This window comes from Streptomyces sp. NPDC101393 (assembly GCF_044767385.1).
GTDB lineage: Bacteria > Actinomycetota > Actinomycetes > Streptomycetales > Streptomycetaceae > Streptomyces.
This window is the reverse complement of the sequence record NZ_JBIWNU010000004.1, coordinates 337,651-355,204: the sequence shown is the minus strand read 5'-3', so window position 1 is coordinate 355,204 and position 17,554 is coordinate 337,651. Positions and strand designations below refer to the sequence as shown.

16 protein-coding genes are annotated in these 17,554 nt (G+C 72.2%); 4 read left to right on the top strand and 12 right to left on the bottom strand.

From position 1 onward, the window contains the following. Positions 1-84 precede the first annotated feature (84 nt). Both ACIRQ7_RS15080 and ACIRQ7_RS15075 read right to left on the bottom strand, forming a co-directional pair. Complete coding sequence (locus ACIRQ7_RS15080) at positions 85-765, bottom strand: TetR/AcrR family transcriptional regulator (protein ID WP_404262703.1); 681 nt, start codon at positions 763-765, stop codon at positions 85-87. Beyond that, positions 762-2,381, bottom strand: coding sequence for an MFS transporter (locus ACIRQ7_RS15075; protein WP_404262701.1), 1,620 nt, complete (start codon positions 2,379-2,381; stop codon positions 762-764). The genes ACIRQ7_RS15080 and ACIRQ7_RS15075 overlap by 4 nt, the downstream gene beginning before the upstream one ends. Positions 2,382-2,534: 153 nt before the next feature. Between ACIRQ7_RS15075 and panB the strand changes: the two genes are divergently transcribed. From panB to ACIRQ7_RS15060, 3 genes are all read left to right on the top strand, one after another. Continuing rightward, on the top strand, positions 2,535-3,473 hold the full coding sequence (gene panB, locus ACIRQ7_RS15070) for a 3-methyl-2-oxobutanoate hydroxymethyltransferase (protein WP_404262699.1): 939 nt from the start codon (positions 2,535-2,537) through the stop codon (positions 3,471-3,473). 101 nt (positions 3,474-3,574) lie between these two features. Further along, complete coding sequence (locus ACIRQ7_RS15065) at positions 3,575-4,612, top strand: ATP-binding cassette domain-containing protein (protein WP_404262698.1); 1,038 nt, start codon at positions 3,575-3,577, stop codon at positions 4,610-4,612. Further along, positions 4,609-5,445 (top strand): ABC transporter permease, encoded by an 837-nt coding sequence (locus tag ACIRQ7_RS15060; RefSeq protein WP_401476335.1) that lies wholly within the window; start codon positions 4,609-4,611, stop codon positions 5,443-5,445. The genes ACIRQ7_RS15065 and ACIRQ7_RS15060 overlap by 4 nt, the downstream gene beginning before the upstream one ends. Before the next feature lie 25 nt (positions 5,446-5,470). On the opposite strand, the gene ACIRQ7_RS15055 is transcribed toward ACIRQ7_RS15060, so the two are convergent. Continuing rightward, positions 5,471-8,923, bottom strand: a complete 3,453-nt coding sequence (locus ACIRQ7_RS15055; protein WP_404263139.1) for an ATP-binding protein — start codon at positions 8,921-8,923, stop codon at positions 5,471-5,473. Positions 8,924-9,238: 315 nt separating this feature from the next. Between ACIRQ7_RS15055 and ACIRQ7_RS15050 the strand changes: the two genes are divergently transcribed. Continuing rightward, on the top strand, positions 9,239-10,045 hold the full coding sequence (locus tag ACIRQ7_RS15050) for a site-2 protease family protein (RefSeq protein ID WP_404262696.1): 807 nt from the start codon (positions 9,239-9,241) through the stop codon (positions 10,043-10,045). A 39-nt stretch (positions 10,046-10,084) separates the two neighbouring features. Here ACIRQ7_RS15050 and ACIRQ7_RS15045 read toward each other — a convergent pair whose 3' ends face one another. The 9 genes from ACIRQ7_RS15045 to ACIRQ7_RS15005 all read right to left on the bottom strand — a co-directional run bounded on the left by ACIRQ7_RS15045 (position 10,085) and on the right by ACIRQ7_RS15005 (position 17,544). Next, positions 10,085-10,303 carry a hypothetical protein gene (locus ACIRQ7_RS15045; protein WP_404262694.1) on the bottom strand — a complete coding sequence of 73 codons (219 nt, stop codon included), beginning with the start codon at positions 10,301-10,303 and terminating at the stop codon, positions 10,085-10,087. Positions 10,304-10,417: 114 nt separating this feature from the next. Then, positions 10,418-10,627, bottom strand: coding sequence for a hypothetical protein (locus ACIRQ7_RS15040; protein ID WP_401476348.1), 210 nt, complete (start codon positions 10,625-10,627; stop codon positions 10,418-10,420). A gap of 118 nt (positions 10,628-10,745) precedes the next feature. Beyond that, entirely contained in the window at positions 10,746-11,498 is a 753-nt protein-coding gene (gene npdG, locus ACIRQ7_RS15035) for an NADPH-dependent F420 reductase (RefSeq protein WP_401476350.1), read from the bottom strand. A 13-nt stretch (positions 11,499-11,511) separates the two neighbouring features. Continuing rightward, a complete protein-coding gene (locus ACIRQ7_RS15030; protein WP_404262692.1) occupies positions 11,512-12,360 on the bottom strand; it encodes a carbohydrate ABC transporter permease in 849 nt (282 codons plus the stop codon). Further along, positions 12,357-13,352 carry a carbohydrate ABC transporter permease gene (locus ACIRQ7_RS15025; RefSeq protein WP_404262690.1) on the bottom strand — a complete coding sequence of 332 codons (996 nt, stop codon included), beginning with the start codon at positions 13,350-13,352 and terminating at the stop codon, positions 12,357-12,359. The genes ACIRQ7_RS15030 and ACIRQ7_RS15025 overlap by 4 nt, the downstream gene beginning before the upstream one ends. Next, the gene (locus ACIRQ7_RS15020; protein ID WP_404262688.1) at positions 13,349-14,683 is read right to left on the bottom strand and encodes an ABC transporter substrate-binding protein; all 1,335 of its coding nucleotides are present in this window, start codon (positions 14,681-14,683) and stop codon (positions 13,349-13,351) included. The genes ACIRQ7_RS15025 and ACIRQ7_RS15020 overlap by 4 nt, the downstream gene beginning before the upstream one ends. Next, the gene (locus ACIRQ7_RS15015; RefSeq protein WP_404262686.1) at positions 14,680-15,822 is read right to left on the bottom strand and encodes an exo-alpha-sialidase; all 1,143 of its coding nucleotides are present in this window, start codon (positions 15,820-15,822) and stop codon (positions 14,680-14,682) included. The genes ACIRQ7_RS15020 and ACIRQ7_RS15015 overlap by 4 nt, the downstream gene beginning before the upstream one ends. 152 nt (positions 15,823-15,974) lie before the next feature. Then, entirely contained in the window at positions 15,975-16,655 is a 681-nt protein-coding gene (locus ACIRQ7_RS15010) for a DUF899 family protein (RefSeq protein ID WP_404262684.1), read from the bottom strand. 205 nt (positions 16,656-16,860) lie between these two features. Beyond that, entirely contained in the window at positions 16,861-17,544 is a 684-nt protein-coding gene (locus tag ACIRQ7_RS15005) for a FadR/GntR family transcriptional regulator (protein ID WP_404262682.1), read from the bottom strand. Positions 17,545-17,554 lie beyond the last annotated feature (10 nt).

Here is a 17,554-nt window from a genome sequence, read left to right as displayed (position 1 = left end):
TGCTTCGCCGCAGGTGAACGCGGCTGTGACAGAACGAGCATGGTCCGGTCATCCGGCGTGTGCCGCCGGCGGCGCCCCGGCCCTTCAGGAAGCCACCGTTCGCGGGCCCGGCCGTACGCCCTCCAGGACCATGTCGACGATGTCCTCGGCGAGGCCGTCGGGGAGTTCCTTCCACTCGTGCAGGACGGCGCGGGCCAGCATCGGGCCGACGAAGAGGTCGGCGATCGTCTCGATGTCGTGGTCGGCGCGGATCTCGCCGTTCGCCATGCCGCGCCGGAGCACCTCCAGCAGGGCTTCGTGGCGGGCCCGTATGACGGTCTCGTGGTACTCCGCCCACAGCTCCGGCTGCGCCTGGACATGGCTGACGACGGTCCGCAGCAGCGCGGAATTGCGCTTGGCCAGGCCGCGGCGGCGCAGGAATTCGAGGAGCGCGACCAGGTCGTCGCGTACCGATCGGCCCGAGGGCGGCAGCGGTGGGGCGTCCAGGGACCGCATCACGTCGAGCATCAGGGCACTCTTGCCCCGCCATCGGCGGTAGACGGTGGCCTTGCCCACACCGGCCTCGCGGGCGATGCGCTCCATCGACAGTTCCCCGATGGAGGCACCGTCCTCGATCATGCGCAGCACGGCCTCGATGATGGCGGTGTCGGCCGCGGCGCTGCGCGGCCGCCCGCGGCGCTCGGGTCCGGCCGGCGCCGCCGTGTCCGAAGCCGTGTCCGGGGCCCTGTCCGGGGCCGCCCGGGAGTCTTCCGCCGCCCCGCTCATCGCGCCGCGCCCGCCTTCCGGTCTTCCCGCGGCTCCGCCGTGTGCGGGGCCGCGGCCATTTTGCCCGGCAGGAAGACCGCGACGACCACCGCACCCACCAGGGCGACACCGGCCGAGCCGAGCGCGGTGAGGTGTATGGCGTGCACGAAGGCGGTGTGGGCGGCGTCGATCAGCGGCCGGCCCGCCGGGCCCATCCTGTCGGCGAGGCCGAGGGTGGCCTCGATGGATTCGCCGGCCGAATGCCGTGCGGCCTCGGGGACGCCCGGGAGCGCGTCGAGCGTGCCCTGGATGCCGTCGCGGTAGGTGGTGGACAGCAGCGAGCCGAGGACCGCGACGCCGAGGGTGCCGCCGACCTGCCGGAAGGTGTTGTTCAGGGCGGAGCCCGAGCCGGCCTTCTCGCGCGGCAGCGACTGCATGATCGTGACCGTGACCGGCGGCATGATGTGCGCCATGCCGGTGCCCTGGACGAAGAACAGCACCTCCAACACCCACATGGGGGTATCGGTGTCCAGCAGCAGCATGCCGGTCATGGTGACGGCGACCAGCAGCATCCCGACGGTGCACACGGCGCGGGCGCCGAACCGGCCGACGGCGTGCCGGGCCCGCGGCGAGAAGATCAGCTGGGCGGCGGCCAGCGGCAGGATCAGCAGGCCGGCCTGCAGCGGGGTGCAGCCGCGCACGCTCTGGACGTAGAAGACGATGAAGAACGTGACGCCCATCAGCGCGAAGAAGACCAGTGCGACCGCCGCGATGGCCGCCGAGAAGGCCGGATCGCGGAAGTAACCGATGTCGATGGAGGGGTGGTCGCTGCGCTTCTGGTGCAGCACGAACACCACCAGCACCAGGAGCCCGCCGAGGACCGTGCCGAGCACCTGCGGGTCGGTGAAGTCGGCGAGCCGGCCGCCCCGGATGATCCCGTAGACCAGCAGGACCAGGCCGACGACGGACAGCAGGACGCCGACCGGATCCAGCCGGCCGGGGCTGGGGTCCCTCGAATCCGGCACCAGGACGATCATCGAGGCGAGCGCGATCAGCACGATCGGGACGTTGACGAGGAAGACCGAGCCCCACCAGAAGTGGTCGAGCAGCAGCCCGCCGGCGATCGGGCCGATCGCGATGGCCAGGCCCACCCCGCCCGCCCAGATGCCGATCGCCCGGGGCTGCTCGTCGCGTTCGAAGACGTTCATCAGGATGGCCAGGGTGGCGGGCATGACGAAGGCGCCGCCCAGGCCCATCACCGCACGGAAGGTGACGAGTTCGGCGGGCGAGGCGGCGAAGGCGGCGAGCACCGAGCCGGAGCCGAAGACCACCAGCCCGAACAGCAGCACCTTCTTGCGGCCCAGCCGGTCGCCGAGAAGACCCGCGGTGAACAGCAGCCCGGCGAAGACGAGGGTGTAGGAGTTGATCGCCCACTCCAGCTCGCTCTGGGACGCGCCCAGACCGGCGGGTGCCGGGGTCGCGATCGTCTTCATGGCGACGTTGAGGATGGAGTTGTCCAGCACCACGATCAGCAGGCTGAGCATGAGGGCGGAGAGGATCAGCCAGCGGCGGCGGTGGATGCGGTCCGGGATCCGGCGGGCGTCGGCGCTGCCCGGCGTGGTGGGTGGTGTGGGCATGGAAGCACCTTACGCCTTTTCGATACGGCCCCGTTCCGTATCGATGAATTGCCCGACCGCGGGCCTTTCCCGGACCCGTATCGCATGCCAGCATGGAAGGGAGTCCGGGGACGCCGTCAGGGCGCCTCGAGATGACGAACAGGAGACGTCACCATGACGCAGCCTTCGCCTGCCCCGAAGCCGGCCGCGGGATCCGCCTCCCCCGCCGGGCCCGTGGCGCCGCAGCCCGCCTCCGCGAGCGGTACGTCCGCCGGCGGCGCATCCAGCACCTCGCTCTACGGCGGCACCAGCTCCCGCCGCATCACCGTCCGCGACATCGCCCGCGCCAAGGAGCGCGGCGAGAAGTGGCCGATGCTCACCGCCTATGACGCGATGACCGCCTCCGTCTTCGACGAGGCCGGCATCCCGGTGCTGCTCGTCGGTGACTCGATGGGCAACTGCCACCTCGGCTACGAATCGACCGTCCCGGTCACGATGGACGAGATCACCCTGCTCTCCGCCGCCGTCGTCCGCGGCACCAAGCGCACCCTGGTCGTCGGCGACCTGCCGTTCGGCTCCTACCAGGAGTCCCCGGTCCAGGCGCTGCGCAACGCCACCCGGCTGGTCAAGGAGGCGGGGGTGGGCGCCGTCAAGCTGGAGGGCGGCGAGCGCTCCGCGCACCAGGTGGAGCTGCTGGTCTCGGCCGGCATCCCGGTGATGGCGCACATCGGCCTGACCCCGCAGTCCGTCCACGCCTTCGGCGGCTACCCCGTCCAGGGCCGTGGGGAGGAGGCGGCCCAGCAGATGCTGCGGGACGCCAAGGCCGTGCAGGACGCGGGGGCGTTCGCCGTCGTCCTGGAGGCGGTCCCCGCCGAGCTCGCCGCCGAGGTCACCCGCTCGCTGCACATCCCGACCGTCGGCATCGGCGCCGGTGTGGAATGCGACGCCCAGGTCCTGGTCTGGACGGACATGGCCGGGATGACCGCCGGACGGCTGCCGCGCTTCACCAAGCAGTACCTCCAGCTGCGCGAGCTGCTGGGCGGCGCGGCCAAGGCCTTCGCCCAGGACGTCGTCGAGAGCGCCTTCCCCGCCGAGGAGCACACCTTCCACTGAGCCTGCGCACGGCGTGAGCCGACGGACCGCCGACAGCCGTCACCGCAGGCTGTCGGCGGTCTGTCGGTGCGTTGTCAGTGGCGGCTGTCATCTTTGGGTGCATGACGCGACAGACGAAAACCACCCGGGGCGGAAACGCCGTGGAGGTGCGCGGTCTGGTCAAGCACTTCGGCGACGTCAAGGCCGTCGACGGTGTGGACCTGGACGTGCGGGAAGGCACCGTGCTCGGCGTGCTCGGCCCCAACGGCGCCGGCAAGACGACCCTCGTACGCTGCCTGTCCACCCTCCTCGTCCCGGACGCCGGCAGCGCCTTCGTGGCCGGCTACGACGTGGTGCGCCAGCCCCGCGCGCTGCGCCGCACGATCGGCTTGACCGGGCAGTACGCCTCGGTGGACGAAAAGCTCTCCGGCTGGGAGAACCTCTACATGATCGGGCGGCTGCTCGATCTGTCCCGCAAGGACGCCCGCCGGCGTGCGGACGAGATGCTGGAGCGGTTCTCGCTGACCGAGGCCGCCAAGCGCCCCGCGGCCAAGTACTCGGGCGGTATGCGCCGCCGGCTGGACCTGGCCGCCTCGATGATCGGGCAGCCGTCGGTGCTGTATCTGGACGAGCCGACGACCGGACTCGACCCCCGCACCCGCAACGAGGTGTGGGACGAGGTCCAGCGGATGGTGCGGGAGGGCGCGACGGTCCTGCTCACCACCCAGTACATGGAAGAGGCCGAGCAGTTGGCCAACGAGCTGACGGTCATCGACCGCGGCCGGGTCATCGCCGAGGGCAAGGTCGACGAGCTGAAGGCCAAGGTCGGCGGCCGTACGCTGCAGATCCGCCCGGCGGACACCGGCGAGCTGGACCGGCTCGTCGGCGCCATCGCGCAGGCCGGCCTCGACGGCATCGCGGGCGCCACCGCCGACCACACCGGAGGTGTGGTCAACGTCCCGATCATCAGCGACGAGCAGCTGACCGCGGTGGTCAATGAGCTCGGACAGCGGGGCTTCGCGCTCGCCGGGATCAGCACCCATCTGCCCAGCCTGGACGAGGTGTTCCTGGCGATCACCGGCCAGAAGACCTCCGACCCCGGGGCCACCGACGGCTCCGAGGACATTCAGGACGAGACGTACGCGGAGGTATCGGCATGAGTGCCGCGACATTGACGGCACCGGCCGTACAGCCGGGGACCGACGAGGGCCGGATCGGCTTCCGGGGCAATCTGCGGCACATCGGGGCACTGGTGCGACGCAACGCCATGCAGATCAAGAACGACCCCGAGTCGATGTTCGACGCGCTGCTGATGCCGATCGTCTTCACGCTGCTGTTCGTCTACGTCTTCGGCGGCGCGGTCGGCGGCAGCCTCGGCGGCGACCGCTCCGTCTACATCAACTACATCATCCCCGGCCTCATGGCCATGGGCGGGCTGAACATCGCCATGTCGGTCGGCTCCGGCGTCAACGACGACTTCAACAAGGGGGTGATGGACCGTTTCCGTACGATGCCCATCGCCCGCTCGTCGGTGCTGATAGCCAAACTCGTCGTGGAGACCGGCCGGATGATGGTCTCGACCGTCATCCTGCTGTCGCTGGCCTTCCTGATCGGCTTCGACCTGAAGACCGGGCCGCTGGAACTCCTCGCGGCGGTCGCCCTGGCGCTGGTCTTCGGCTCCTCCCTGACCTGGGTCTTCATGCTGCTCGGGCTGTCGATGAAGACGCCGCAGGCGGTGCAGGGCGTCGGGTTCCTGGTGCTGATGCCGCTGCAGTTCGGTTCGTCGATCTTCGCCCCGCCGACCACCATGCCCGGCTGGATGGAGGCCTTCACGAAGTACAACCCGCTGTCCAATCTGGCGGACGCGGCCCGCGCGCTGATGAACGGCCAGGGCCCGGTCGCCCACCCCACGCTGATCACCCTCGCCTGGGCCGTCGGGATCACCGTCGTCATGGCGCCGCTCGCGGTGGCGAAATTCCGCAACAAGACCTGACGCGTCAACCTTCGCCCGGCTCGCGTCAGATGAGGGCGGTGGCCTCTTCCAAGGAGAGGCCACCGCCTTCCGCGTACGCCCGCTCGAAGGCGGCCTCGCCCAGCACCGCGCGCAGCGCCGTCTCCACCCGCTCCCGGTCGAAGCGGAGGACCAGCGTCGGAACGTGTTCCGTCATCCGCAGCGCGTCGCGCGCACCCAGCAGCCGCGCCGCGTCCGCACCGGCCGCCTCGCCCCGCTCGGCCAGCAACACCCGCGCTCCGGTGACGAGTTGGATCGCCGGCAGATCGGGCGCGACCAGCTTGGCCATCGGATCGTCCAGCAGCGCCAGCGCCGCGCGGAAGCGGGGCACCAGGCCGGTGCGCGCCCCGTCGTCGATGTCCAGGGAGACCAGCGCCGACTCCAGGATCCCGACGAACATGTCGGGCGCACGGCGGCCGAACGACTTCTGGACCGTGAGCAGTGCGGCACGCGCCTCGTCGGTCCGCCCGGAGACCGTCAGCCACGTCGCGAGCTGCAGGTGTGCGAAGGCCGTGGTGTCGGGCCCGCTGTTCTGTTCCGGCGCCTGCGCCAGCACCTCGCGCAGCATCCGCTCACCGGCCTCCCCCTGGCCCAGCTCGATCAGCAGACCGCCCAGCCGGGTGCGCAGCATCAAGATCTGGGCGTGCGCGCCCAGATCCTCGGCGTATCCCATCGCGGCGCGGTAGTCCTCGGCCGCGAGGGTGTACTCACCGCGCTTCTCGCGGACCTCGCCCCGTCCCTCCAGGGCCTCGGCCGCTCCCCAGGCGTCGCCGATCCGGCGGAAGATGCGCAGCGCCTCGTCGGCGTCCGCCGCGGCACGTCCCAGTCCGCCGGGGCGGTCGTTGAGCATCTTGGAGCGCAGTTGCAGCATGAAGGCCAGCTCCCATGCGTAGCCGAAGCCACGGCAGGCGTGGACCGCGGCGTCGACCCGCTCCATCAGCTCCTCGCTGCGGCCGGTGAGCATCACCGCGTAGTACCACATGACGCCCGGCACCTTGACGGTCTGCGGCATCCCGCTCAGATAGGCGTCGAGGACTCCCGCCAGCTCCTCCTGCGCGCCCGGGTCCCGCAACGCCTCGATGTCGCTGTCCATGCTGGACAGCGCGACCAGCCGCACCTCCCGGCGGGCCTCCTCCAGCTGTTCGGGGTCCATCGGCGGCGGCCGGTCGATGGGGCGTTCGTGCAGCGCGGGAGCGACCTTGACGGGCGGCAGGAAGGGGTTGGGGCCGAGCGTGCCGGCCGCCGCCGACCAGCTGCGGGCGTCGCTGCGGTGATCGCGCAGCGACCAGAACCAGTGCAGGGACAGCACCAGGCACAGCGCCTCGTGCTCGTCGCGGGCGGCGACGGCGCGGCGCAGCGCGGTGCGCAGATTGTCGTGTTCGAGCTCCAGGCGTTCCATCCAGGTGCGTTGGGCGGGGCCGCGCAGCAACGGGTCGCCGGCACGGGCCAGTTCGCGGTACGTCACGAGATGGCGGCGCTCGGTGGCGGCGCGTTCCCCGGCCTCGTCCAGCCGCTCGCCCGCGTACTCCGCGACGGTCTCCAGCAGCCGGTAGCGCATCTGCCCGCCGGTCCACGCGCCGTCCTGTGCGCCCTCGTCTCCTGCCCCGCGCTCGGGGCCCCGCTCGGTCAGAGGGGACTCCCACGCCCCGGCGCTGCCCCCCTCGCCGGGGCCGCCGGCGCCGCGTCCCTGGTCGGCAGGGGAAGCCACCAGCAGCGACTTGTCGATCAGCGAGCCGAGCAGCGCGGCCACATCGCGCCCGTCGACGCCGTCGCCGGCGCACACCTCCTCGGCGGCGGCCAGATCGCAGCCGCCGGCGAAGACGGACAGCCGGCGCAGCACGGCCCGCTCGGGTTCGTCGGTCAGGTCCCAGGACCAGTCCACCACCGCGCGCAGGGTCTGCTGCCGGGGCAGCAGGGTACGGCTGCCGCTGGTCAGCAGCCGGAAGCGGTCATCGAGGCGGTCCGCCAGCGCCCGCGGGGAGAGCATCCGCAGCCGGGCGGCGGCGAGTTCGATGGCCAGCGGCAGGCCGTCCAGCCGGCGGCAGATCTCGGCACAGGCCGCCGGATCGTCCTCGACCCGGAATCCGGGCCGGGCCGCGGCGCCCCGGTCGGCGAGCAGCCGCAGCGCGACCGGGTCGGGCAGTGGCTCGACGGGCCGCAGCACCTCGCCCGGCACGGCGAGCGGCTCGCGGCTGGTGGCCAGCACCGACACCCCGGGGCATTCGGCCAGCAGCCGCTCGGCGAGCTGGGCGGCGGCACCGATCACATGCTCGCAGTTGTCCAGGACCAGCAGCATCCGACGGCCCGCGCACCGCTCGGCGAGCTGGGCGAGCGGGTCGAGGGCGGTGGGGTCGGTGGCGGCGCGCAGGCCCTCGGCGGTGGTGCCGCGGACGACGGTCTCGCGGGCGCCGAGGGTGGTGAGCACCGTCTCGGGCACGGTCCGCGGATCGTCGACCGGGGCCAGCTCCACCAGCCAGACGCCGTGCGGCCAGGCGTCCGGCGCGGCGGCCGCGGCCCGCTCCGCGCCCTCCTGCGACAGCCGGGTCTTGCCGGCGCCGCCGGGTCCCAGCAGGGTCACCAGGCGGTGCGCGGCCAGATCGGCACGGATCGCCGTCAGATCGGCGTCCCGCCCGACGAAGGAGGTGAGCCGCGCACGGAGATTGCCGGGGAGGGCGGGGCCGGGCCGGTCATCGGGTCCCGGCGGCGCCTGTGGCGCGACGGGCACGGGCTCCTCCGCCGAGGGCGGGCTCAGCAGCTCCGCGTGCAGTGCCCGCAGCTCCGGTCCGGGGTCGGTGCCGAGGCGGTCGGCGAGTTCGGCGCGTATGCCCTCGTAGGCGGCGAGCGCCTCCGCGGGGCGGCCGGCGTCCCGCAGCGCGCGCAGCCGCAGGGCCTGGAGCGGCTCGTCGAGGGGGTGGTCCTGGCACAGCGCGGTCAGGGCGGGCAGGGCCTGGCCGGGCCGGCCGAGGGCGAGGTCGGCGGCGAGGCGGGTGCGCCGGGCCTCCAGCCGACGGCTCTCGGCGCCGGCCGCCTCGACACCGCGGTCGGGCAGGTCGGCGAGGGCCGGGCCGCGCCACAGCGCGAGCGCCTCGTCGAGGAGGGCCGCGGCGCGGCCGGGGTCGCCGGCGGCCAGCTGCCGGCCGCCCTCCGCCGCGAGCCGTTCGAAACGGTGCAGGTCGACGGCGTCCGGCTCGGCGTCCAGGCGGTAGCCGCCGGTCACCGAGGCGACCGCGGGGTGGCCGAGGGCCCGGCGCAGCCTGCCGACCAGCGCCTGCAGGGCACCGGCCGCGTCGGCGGGCGGGTCCATGCCCCAGATGTCGGCGATCAGCGCCTCGGCGCCCCTCGCCCGGCCCGGCCGCAGCGCCAGCGCGGCGAGCAGCGCGCGCAGGCGGGCGCCGCCGAGGGCGACGGGGGTGCCGTCGGCCCGGTGGGCCTGGGTGGTTCCGAGGATTCCGTAGCGCACCGAGCCATTGTCGTTCACCGGCACGCCCCCCACTTCCCGCCCACAGCCTTACCCGCCCCGAAAACCCCTGGACCGCCCCCACGGCCGGGCTCGCCCCGTCACGGAGGGCCCCCTCGCACACCCCGATACGCACCGTAGTGGAGAGGGACGGGGCGGCGCCCGTGCTTTTACGGCGGCCCGGCGCCTTCCGCCGGGTCACGGCCCGGACTTCGCGGGGTCCCGGCCCCGGATTCCGTCCCGGCCCCGTGCACCGGGCGCCGCACCGCGGATACGGTCGGGGCTGCCCCACCACAAAACTCTCGGGAGCCCCGCAGCATGACCACAGCAATCCAGCGCGCCGACCGCCGCGTCAGCCCGGTCTTTCTGGCGCTCGTCGCCGTCATGGCGGTGTCCGGTTGGGCCGTCTGGAGCGAGCAGCTCGCGGCGAGCACCGGCTTCGCGGTTTTCCTGTTCGTGGTGTCCGGGTGGGTGGTGTCGCTGTGCCTGCACGAGTACGCACACGCCCGTACCGCGCTGCACAGCGGTGACATCTCGGTCGGCGCCAAGGGCTATCTGACGCTCAACCCGCTGAAGTACACGCATGCCCTGCTGAGCATCGTGCTGCCGGTGATCTTTGTGATCATGGGCGGGATCGGTCTGCCGGGTGGTGCGGTGTTCATCGAGCGCGGCCGGATCCAGGGGCGCTGGCGGCACAGCATGATCTCGGCCGCCGGTCCGCTGACGAACATCCTTTTCGCCGCGGTCGTCTCGGCGCCGTTCTGGCTGGGGCAGATGGACGGCGTGCCGGATCCGTTCCGCTATGCGCTGGCGTTCCTCGCCCTGCTGCAGGTGACAGCCGCGATCTTGAACTTCGTCCCGGTGCCGGGCCTGGACGGCTACGGCGTGATCGAGCCGTGGCTGTCCCTCAAGCTACGGCGCCAGGTGGAACCGTTCGCGCCGTTCGGCCTGCTGGCGGTCTTCGGGCTGCTGTGGGTGCCGGAGATCAACCACGTCTTCTTCCAGCTGGTCGACACGATCCTGCGCACCCTGGGCGTCACGACGTGGGACACCTACTGGGGCCAGGAATTCTTCCGCTTCTGGCAGGGCGAGCCGCAGGTTCCGCCCCTCGGTGGTCTCGGCTAGCCCGCAGCTCCCGGGGCCCGGCGGGCAGGCCCGCGGCGCTCAACGCCGGAGCAGCCGGGGGTCGCGCTGCGCTGCGGCGGGGCGTGCGGAGGGCCCGAAGCGGTAGTCCTCGACCTGCTGGGCGGAGGGTGTCCACTTCTCCTTGCAGCGGGCGCACCACCACAGCCATTCGTCGTCGCCGTGCCGGGTGGTCGTGGTGTCCTTCCACAGATACGGGCGTCCGCACGGCGTGTTGGGGCAGACGGGCGGCTGTGGCATCGGGCGCCTTCCGTAGGCAGGGCACGGGCCACCATGCCTACGCCCTCACGGCCGCGCGCGTGCGGCGATCCGGTGCGCGCCCTTCGAACGGGTGACGCGCGCCGCTCGCCCGGGTCAGCCGGAGGCCGCCGCCCGGTCCAGCTTGGCCTTGCGTACGTAGAACCACGCCATGTTGCTGGAGATGCCGGCCATCAGGATCCAGACGACGCCGAGCCAGCTGCCCTGGACGAAGGAGACGACGGCCGCGGCGACGGCGAGGACGCACACGACGCCGGCCCAGAGGGCGAGTCGCGGGACCGGGCTGGGGGTGGGCGCGGAGGGCATGGGGTCGGCTCCTGTCGGGCGTGGTGCGGGCCCGTCCAGTGTCCCCCATGCGCGGTGTGTGCCCCGCGCGGGCCCGGGGCGCCGCCGGGGCGCCCGCCCCGGCGGCGTCCGCGGCGGCTCAGACGTCGGTGACGCGCAGGCCCGCGTGGGCCTTGTAGCGGCGGTTGACCGAGATCAGGTTGGCGACCAGGGACTCGACCTGGTGGGCGTTGCGCAGGCGGCCGGCGAAGACGCCGCGCATGCCGGGGATGCGGGCGGTCAGCGCCTGGACGATGTCGGTGTCGGCGCGGGCCTCGCCGAGGACCATCACGTCGGTGTCGATCTCGGCGGTCTCCGGGTCCTGGAGCAGGACGGCGGAGAGGTGGTGGAAGGCGGCGGTGACGCGGGACTCCGGCAGCAGGGCCGCGGCCTGTTCAGCAGCGCTGCCCTCCTCCGGCTTGATCGCGAAGGCGCCCTTCTTGTCGAAGCCGAGCGGGTTGACGCAGTCGATGACGAGCTTGCCGGTCAGCTCCTCGCGGAGGCCTTCCAGGGTCTTGGCATGGCCGTCCCAGGGCACGGCGACGATCACGACATCGCTGCGCCGGGCACAGCCGGCGTTGTCCTCGCCCTCGACGCCCAGGCTGCTCAGCTGGGGGTCGGCGGCCGCGGCCTGGGCGCGTTCGGCGGCGCGGGAGCCGATGATCACCTTCTGGCCGGCCTTGGCGAACCGGTAGGCGAGCCCGCGGCCCTGGTCACCGGTGCCGCCCAGGACACCGACGACCAGGCCGGAGACGTCCGGCAGGTCCCACGGGTCGCGCTTGAGGGCGGCCTTGACGCGGGTGGCGACATTCTCGGACTCGGAGGCGGGCCGGGCATCGTCAGGAGTAGTCATGACAGCGATCCTGTCACGCCTTGACACCGCCCTCCGTCAGACCCGTACGCCAGTACCGCTGGAGGACCGTCATCAGCACCATCAGCGGCACCACGGACAGGAGCGCGCCGCCCACCGTGTACTGGTAGAGCACCGGTTGGCGGTCCGCGTAGCCGGTCCAGGACGTCAGGCCCAGCTGGATCGGGTAGAGGTCGGAGTCGGAGAGCATCACCAGCGGCAGGAAGTAGTTGTTCCAGATGTGCACGAACTGGAACAGGAAGACGGTGACCAGCGCCGGCGTCATCAGCCGCAGTCCGAGACCGGCGAAGATCCGCGCCTCGCCCGCGCCGTCGAGCCTGGCCGCCTCCAGCAGCGAGTCAGGGACCGCGGCCGCGGCGTAGATCCGGCACAGGTAGACGCCGAAGGGGCTGACGACGCTGGGGATCAGCACCGCCCAGTACGTGTTGGACAGGCCCATCTCGCTGAAGAGGAAGTAGAGCGGGAGGGCGAGGGCGGTGCCGGGGATGAGGACTCCGGCGAGGACGAGGTTGAAGACCGCTTCGCGGCCGCGGAAGGGGAATTTGGCCAGTGCGTAGCCGGCCGCGGCGGACAGCAGGGTGGCGCTGACCGCGCCGATCCCGGCGTAGAGCAGGGAGTTGGCGAACCAGCGGGCGTAGATGCCGTGGTCGTAGGTCAGCACGTCGACGAGGTGGTCGATCGGGTGCGGGTCGGCCGCGAACCAGAAGCCGAAGGTCCCGAAGAGGTCGGCGCTGCTCTTGGTGGACGAGACGATCAGCCAGTAGACGGGGACCAGGAAGTAGAGCGCGGCGATGGTGAGCACGGCCGCGGTGATGATCCGGTAGCGGACCGGGGGGCGGTTCATCCGCGCCCCTTCCCGCGCCCGCCGACCAGCCGCAGGAAGCCGAAGGACATCGCGCAGGCCACCAGCGCGAGCAGCACCGCCTCGGCCGCCGCCACATGCGGGTTGTCGCCGACGAACGCCTCGCTGTAGGCGTGCAGGTTGGGGGTGAAGCCCGAGTCGATGGAGGAGGCGAGCGGGCGCAGCACCATGGGTTCGGCGAAGAGCTGGAGGGTGCCGATGATGCTGAAGACGGTGGTCAGGACGAGTGCCGGGCGGATCAGCGGGATCTTGATGTGCCGGGCGACCTGCCAGGCGTTCGCGCCGTCGATCCGTGCGGCTTCGTACAACTCCCCCGGTACGGCCTTGAGCTGGGCGATCAGCACCAGCATGTTGTAGCCGGTGAACTGCCAGGTGACGATGTTGGCGATGGACCACAGCACGGAGCCGCGGGAGAGGAAGTCGACGTCCCAGCCGATCGAGTCGGCGATCTTCACCAGCGGGCTGATGCCGGGGACGTAGAGGAACCCCCACAGGATCGAGGCGATCACCCCGGGGACGCCGTACGGGAGGAAGAAGGCGCTGCGGAAGAAGGGGACGCCGCGGGCGCTCGCGCTCTCCAGGAGCAGGGCCAGCCCGGTGGCGAGGACGAGCATCAGCGGGATCTGGACGGCGCCGAAGAGCAGGACCCGGCCGAAACCGGCCAGGAAGCGGTCGTCGGAGAGCGCGTGCGTGTAGTTGGCGAAGCCGGCGAAGGCCTCGGTCCGGTGGCCGCCGAGGCCGAGCGGTCCGGTGCGTTCGGTCCTGTGCAGGCTCTGGTGGACGGCGTAGACGATCGGCGCGAGGAAGCAAAGGCCGAAGAGCGCGAGGAAGGGCAGTACGAAGCCGGCCGCGGCACGGGCGTTGCGGGCCTCGGTACGCGAGGGGCGCCGCCGCCCGGGGCCGGTCCCGGGGGCGGCCGGCTTCCCGGCGCGGCGGGTGGCCCGGTCCGGCCGGCTCAGGGTGTCCCGGCTCACGCGCCGCTCTCCGCCTTCAGGCCCTTGCCCTTGAGGTCGGCGACGGTCTGGCCCTGCACCTTGGCCAGTACCGAGCGGAAGGAGCTGCCGTCGGCGAGGGCGTCGGTGAAGGCGTCGCCGAGGCGCTGGTAGAGGGTGTCGACGCCGGGGCCCCAGCGCCAGCTGGTGTCCACATGCGCGCCGGCGTCCGCGAAGACCTTGCTGTAGGCCTGGCCGCCGAAAAAGTCCTTGCCGACGTCGAGATCGGTGGACGCGTAGCCCTTCTTGGCGCTGGGGAAGCCGTAGCCGCCGTCGATCAGCAGCGCGATCGACTCGGGGTCGGTGTTGAGCCAGACGGCGAAGTCCAGGGCGTCCTGGGGGTAGCTCGCCCCGGCGAAGACCGCGGTGGTCGAACCGCCCCAGTTGGCGTGCGCGTTCGCGCCCTCCTTCCACTGCGGCATCGGCGCGGCGCGCCATTTCCCCTTGGTGCCCGGCGCGTTGCCGACCAGCAGCGCGTCGCCCCAACTGGCGCCCAGCCAGGCCGGGATGGCCCCGGTCTGCAGATCCTTGTACCAGGCGTTCTGCCGGTCCGGGATGGTCTTGACGAGCTTCTGCTTCACCAGCGATTCCCAGAAGTCGGCGACCCTGCGGGTGGGTTCGTCGTCGATGTGCACGATCCAGGTGTCGCCCTCGTTGGCGTACCACTTGGCGCCGGCCTGCCAGGCGAGTCCGGCCAGGCGGTTGCCGTTGGTGGGGGCGAAGGTCTCGATCCAGGCGCCCTTCTTGCGGACCGTCCTCGCGGCGGCCTCGTACGCGTCCCAGGTCCGCGGGACGGCCACCTCCCACTTGTCGAAGAGGTCCTGCCGGACGAACAGGCCCATCGGGCCGGACGCCTGCGGGATGGCGTAGATGCCCTTGCCGAAGACGGACTGCTGCCACTGCCAGCCGAAGAACCGGTCCTTGTAGCGGCCGGCGCCGAGCGGGGCGAGGTCGAGCAGGCCGTCGTCGAGCAGGAAGCCGGGGAGGACGGGGAATTCGATCTGGCCCAGGTCAGGCGGGTTGCCGGCCTTGATGGCGGCGTGCATCTTCGCGTACTGCTGGCCGTTGACGGCTGACACCTTCTCGGCCTTGACCTGCACCTCGGGGTGCGTGCGGTTCCACAGGTCGACGGGCTTGTCGATGCCCGGCACCCACGACCAGAAGGTCAGGTTGATCTTCTGCCCCTTCTTGCGTTCGCGGGGCGCGCCGCCCTCGCCGTCGCCGCCGTCGCCGCAGCCGGCGAGCGCGAAGCCGGCGGCGACGGCGGCGGCGCCGCCCAGAACCGTTCTGCGGTGCATGTCGTAGCTGGTCATGCCGGCTCCTCCACGGGGATGCGGCGGAAGGTGATCGTCGAGTAGGCGCTGAAGTCGCCTGTTTCGTAGAGCAGTCCGACCGTCTCGGCGTCGATCCGTACGAGGTCGGAGTAGGCGGCCGGGAGCCCGGAGACGGTGTGCGCGGTGCGCCAGGTCGCGCCGCCGTCGCGGCTGGTGCGGACGGTCATCAGGGCGCGGGCCGCCGGGTGCGCGGGCCCGGAGAAGAGCAGGGCGCCGCGGTCGTCGAGGTGCAGCAGGCTGCCCTGGACGGGCGGTCCGGCGAGCCCGGCCTGCGGACGGAAGGGGGTGTGGAGGTGTGCGCCGCCGTCCGCCGAGACGGCGTCGGCGCGGCTCCAGGCCGCGCCGGATTGATTGCGTGCGCTGAAGTAGAGGGTGCCGTCGGGGAGTTCGGCCGCGGTGGTCTCGTTGGGCGCGACGGCGCGGTCGGTGTCGCCGTCGGTGTAGCCGATCCGCCAGGTGGCGCCGTCGTCGTCGCTGAGCAGGGCGTGGCCGCCGTAGTAGCGGGGTTCGGTGCCGTCGTCGGCGGCGTCGGCGGGCGGGGTGGAGTGGTTGGCGGGGACGACCAGGCGGCCGGCGTGCGGCCCGTGGCGCAGCCGCAGGGCGTGGCCGGGCCCGGTGGCGTACCACCGCCAGTGCGGCAGCTTGGTCTGCGCGGTGATCTCCCGGGGCGTGCTCCAGCTCGCCCCGTCGTCGTCGCTGTACTGGAGGTAGGTCCGGCGGCCGTCGGCGGCGGTGACCTGTCCGCGGCGGATGCGGTCCTCGGTGGCGTCGGCGGCGTTGTGGACCTGGAGCAGCAGCACCCGGCCGCCGGCGAGGACGACGGGCGCGGGGTTGCCGGCGGTGCCGGCGTTGTTGCGGGCGACGACCTGGAGCGGGCCCCAGGTGCGGCCGCCGTCGGCGGAGCGGGTGAGGACGATATCGATGTCGCCGGAGTCGGCGGCCGAGGAGACCCGGCCCTCGGCGAAGGCGAGGACGGCGCCGGACCGCGCCCGGACGACGGCCGGGATCCGGAAACTCGCGTACCCGTCCGTCCCGGCCCGGTACGGCACTGAGCTCTCGTACGCCACGGGCACCCCCAACGGCCGGACGTAGGATGTCCCTTGTCCTGCGGCGACCATAGGGAGTGCCCAACTGACCGTCAAGGCACCGGACATGACCCTTTTTCGTGTCGGCAACGGCAATGCCGACACGGGGTGAAATCCCGGTGAACGCGCGCTTCAAGGCGCGGAGCCTGCCCTCCGGGCAGACGGCGGGAGCGTGAAGAGGGGAACTAGTAGTCGAGCGAGGCGATCCAGTCGCCCCGGCCCCGGCGGGTGAGGTCGAGAAGGTTCCATACCGGGCTGAACAGGTCGATGCCGCGCTGGTCGATGTCCTCGGTCATCCGGGGGTGCACCGAGTAGAAGTGGCGCACCGATCCGTCGTCGTCGCGGGTGAACACCGACACCGTCGAGTCCTGGTTGCCCTCGGCGTCCTCGCTGCCCAGGTCGTATTTGAAGGTGCCGGGCCCGGCGCTGAGCAGACGCAGATTCGTCCAGTTCCGGCTGCGGGCATGCGTGCGGAGCGCGGGCAGTCCGGCCGCGGCGACGACCGCGAGGTCGACGTTCTGCGCGAGGTGGCGGGCCACGCCGTTGAACCCGTCGAGCCACATCGTGCACATGGGGCACGGCTCGGTATGCGTCTTGCCGTACATCATGTGGTAGACGACCAGGTCACGCCCGGGACCGGTGAACAGCTCACCCAGGCGCACGGTCCGCACCGGCGCGTCACCGGCCCGCAGATCGGCAGGGCCCTCCTCGAAGGGGTAGTCGTCGACGACCGGCCCCGGCGGCAGTGCGCGACGCAGCTCGGCGACGCGTTCGCGATGGCGCATCAGCTCGATCTCGGCTTGCCGCAGCTCCTCGCGGGCGCTGACGTATGCGGCCGGCTCCCCGGTGAGATTGGTCTGACGCATCGCTACTCCCGGCCTGGCCACCGGACGGTGTCCACCGTCCGCTCTGGCCCGCAGCGTACGTCCGCGCACCGGGCGCGCCCGGCAGCGAACGGCAGGGGCCCGGTCAGTGCACTCCCCTGGATCAACCACGACCCACCGGGCACGCCCGGGGCGTTCGTTCGCCGTGATCCACACAAGAGGTCTCCAGGGCGTGTGCACACCGCCCCTAGTCGGCCAGCCTCCGACGGATACCGTCGAAGTGGCGGTGCATGGCCTCGACCGCGCGGTCGCCGTCGCCCGCTTCCAACGCGTCCACGATCTCCTGGTGTTGACGGTGTGTCACCTCTGCGTCCTGGCGGTCGTCCGACAGGTCCTCGCGCACCCGGCGCAGCGCCGCCCAGAAGGCGTCCAGGACCTCGCTCAGCAGGTGATTGCCCATCGAGCGGTACAGCGCGAGATGGAAGGCGCGGTCGGTGGCGCTCGCGACCCGGCCGCCGCGGGCCTCCTCCGCCATCCGCTGCACCAGGCCCTTGAGGACAGCGAGGTCCGCGGCGGGGAGGCGGCGCGCGACGGTGCCGATGAGGCCGGACTCCAGGGCCTCGCGGACCTCCATCAGCTCGTACAGACTCGGCTCGCCCTGGTGGTGGCGGACCGCGGCGCGGAAGGCGACGCCCTCGACGAACGGTTCGAGGGTGAGCGGGCCGACGTAGGTGCCGAAGCCGTGCCGGATCTCGACGATGCGCATGGCCTGCAGGGCCTTGAGCGCCTCGCGGACGGAGTTACGGCTGACGTCGAGCAGGCCGACCAGCTCGGCCTCGGTGGGCAGCGGATCCCCCGGAGTCAGCCGGCGGTCCAGGATGAGCTGCTTTATCTGGGCCTGGACGTCCTCGGACATCGTGCCTCGCGCCATGGATCTCCCT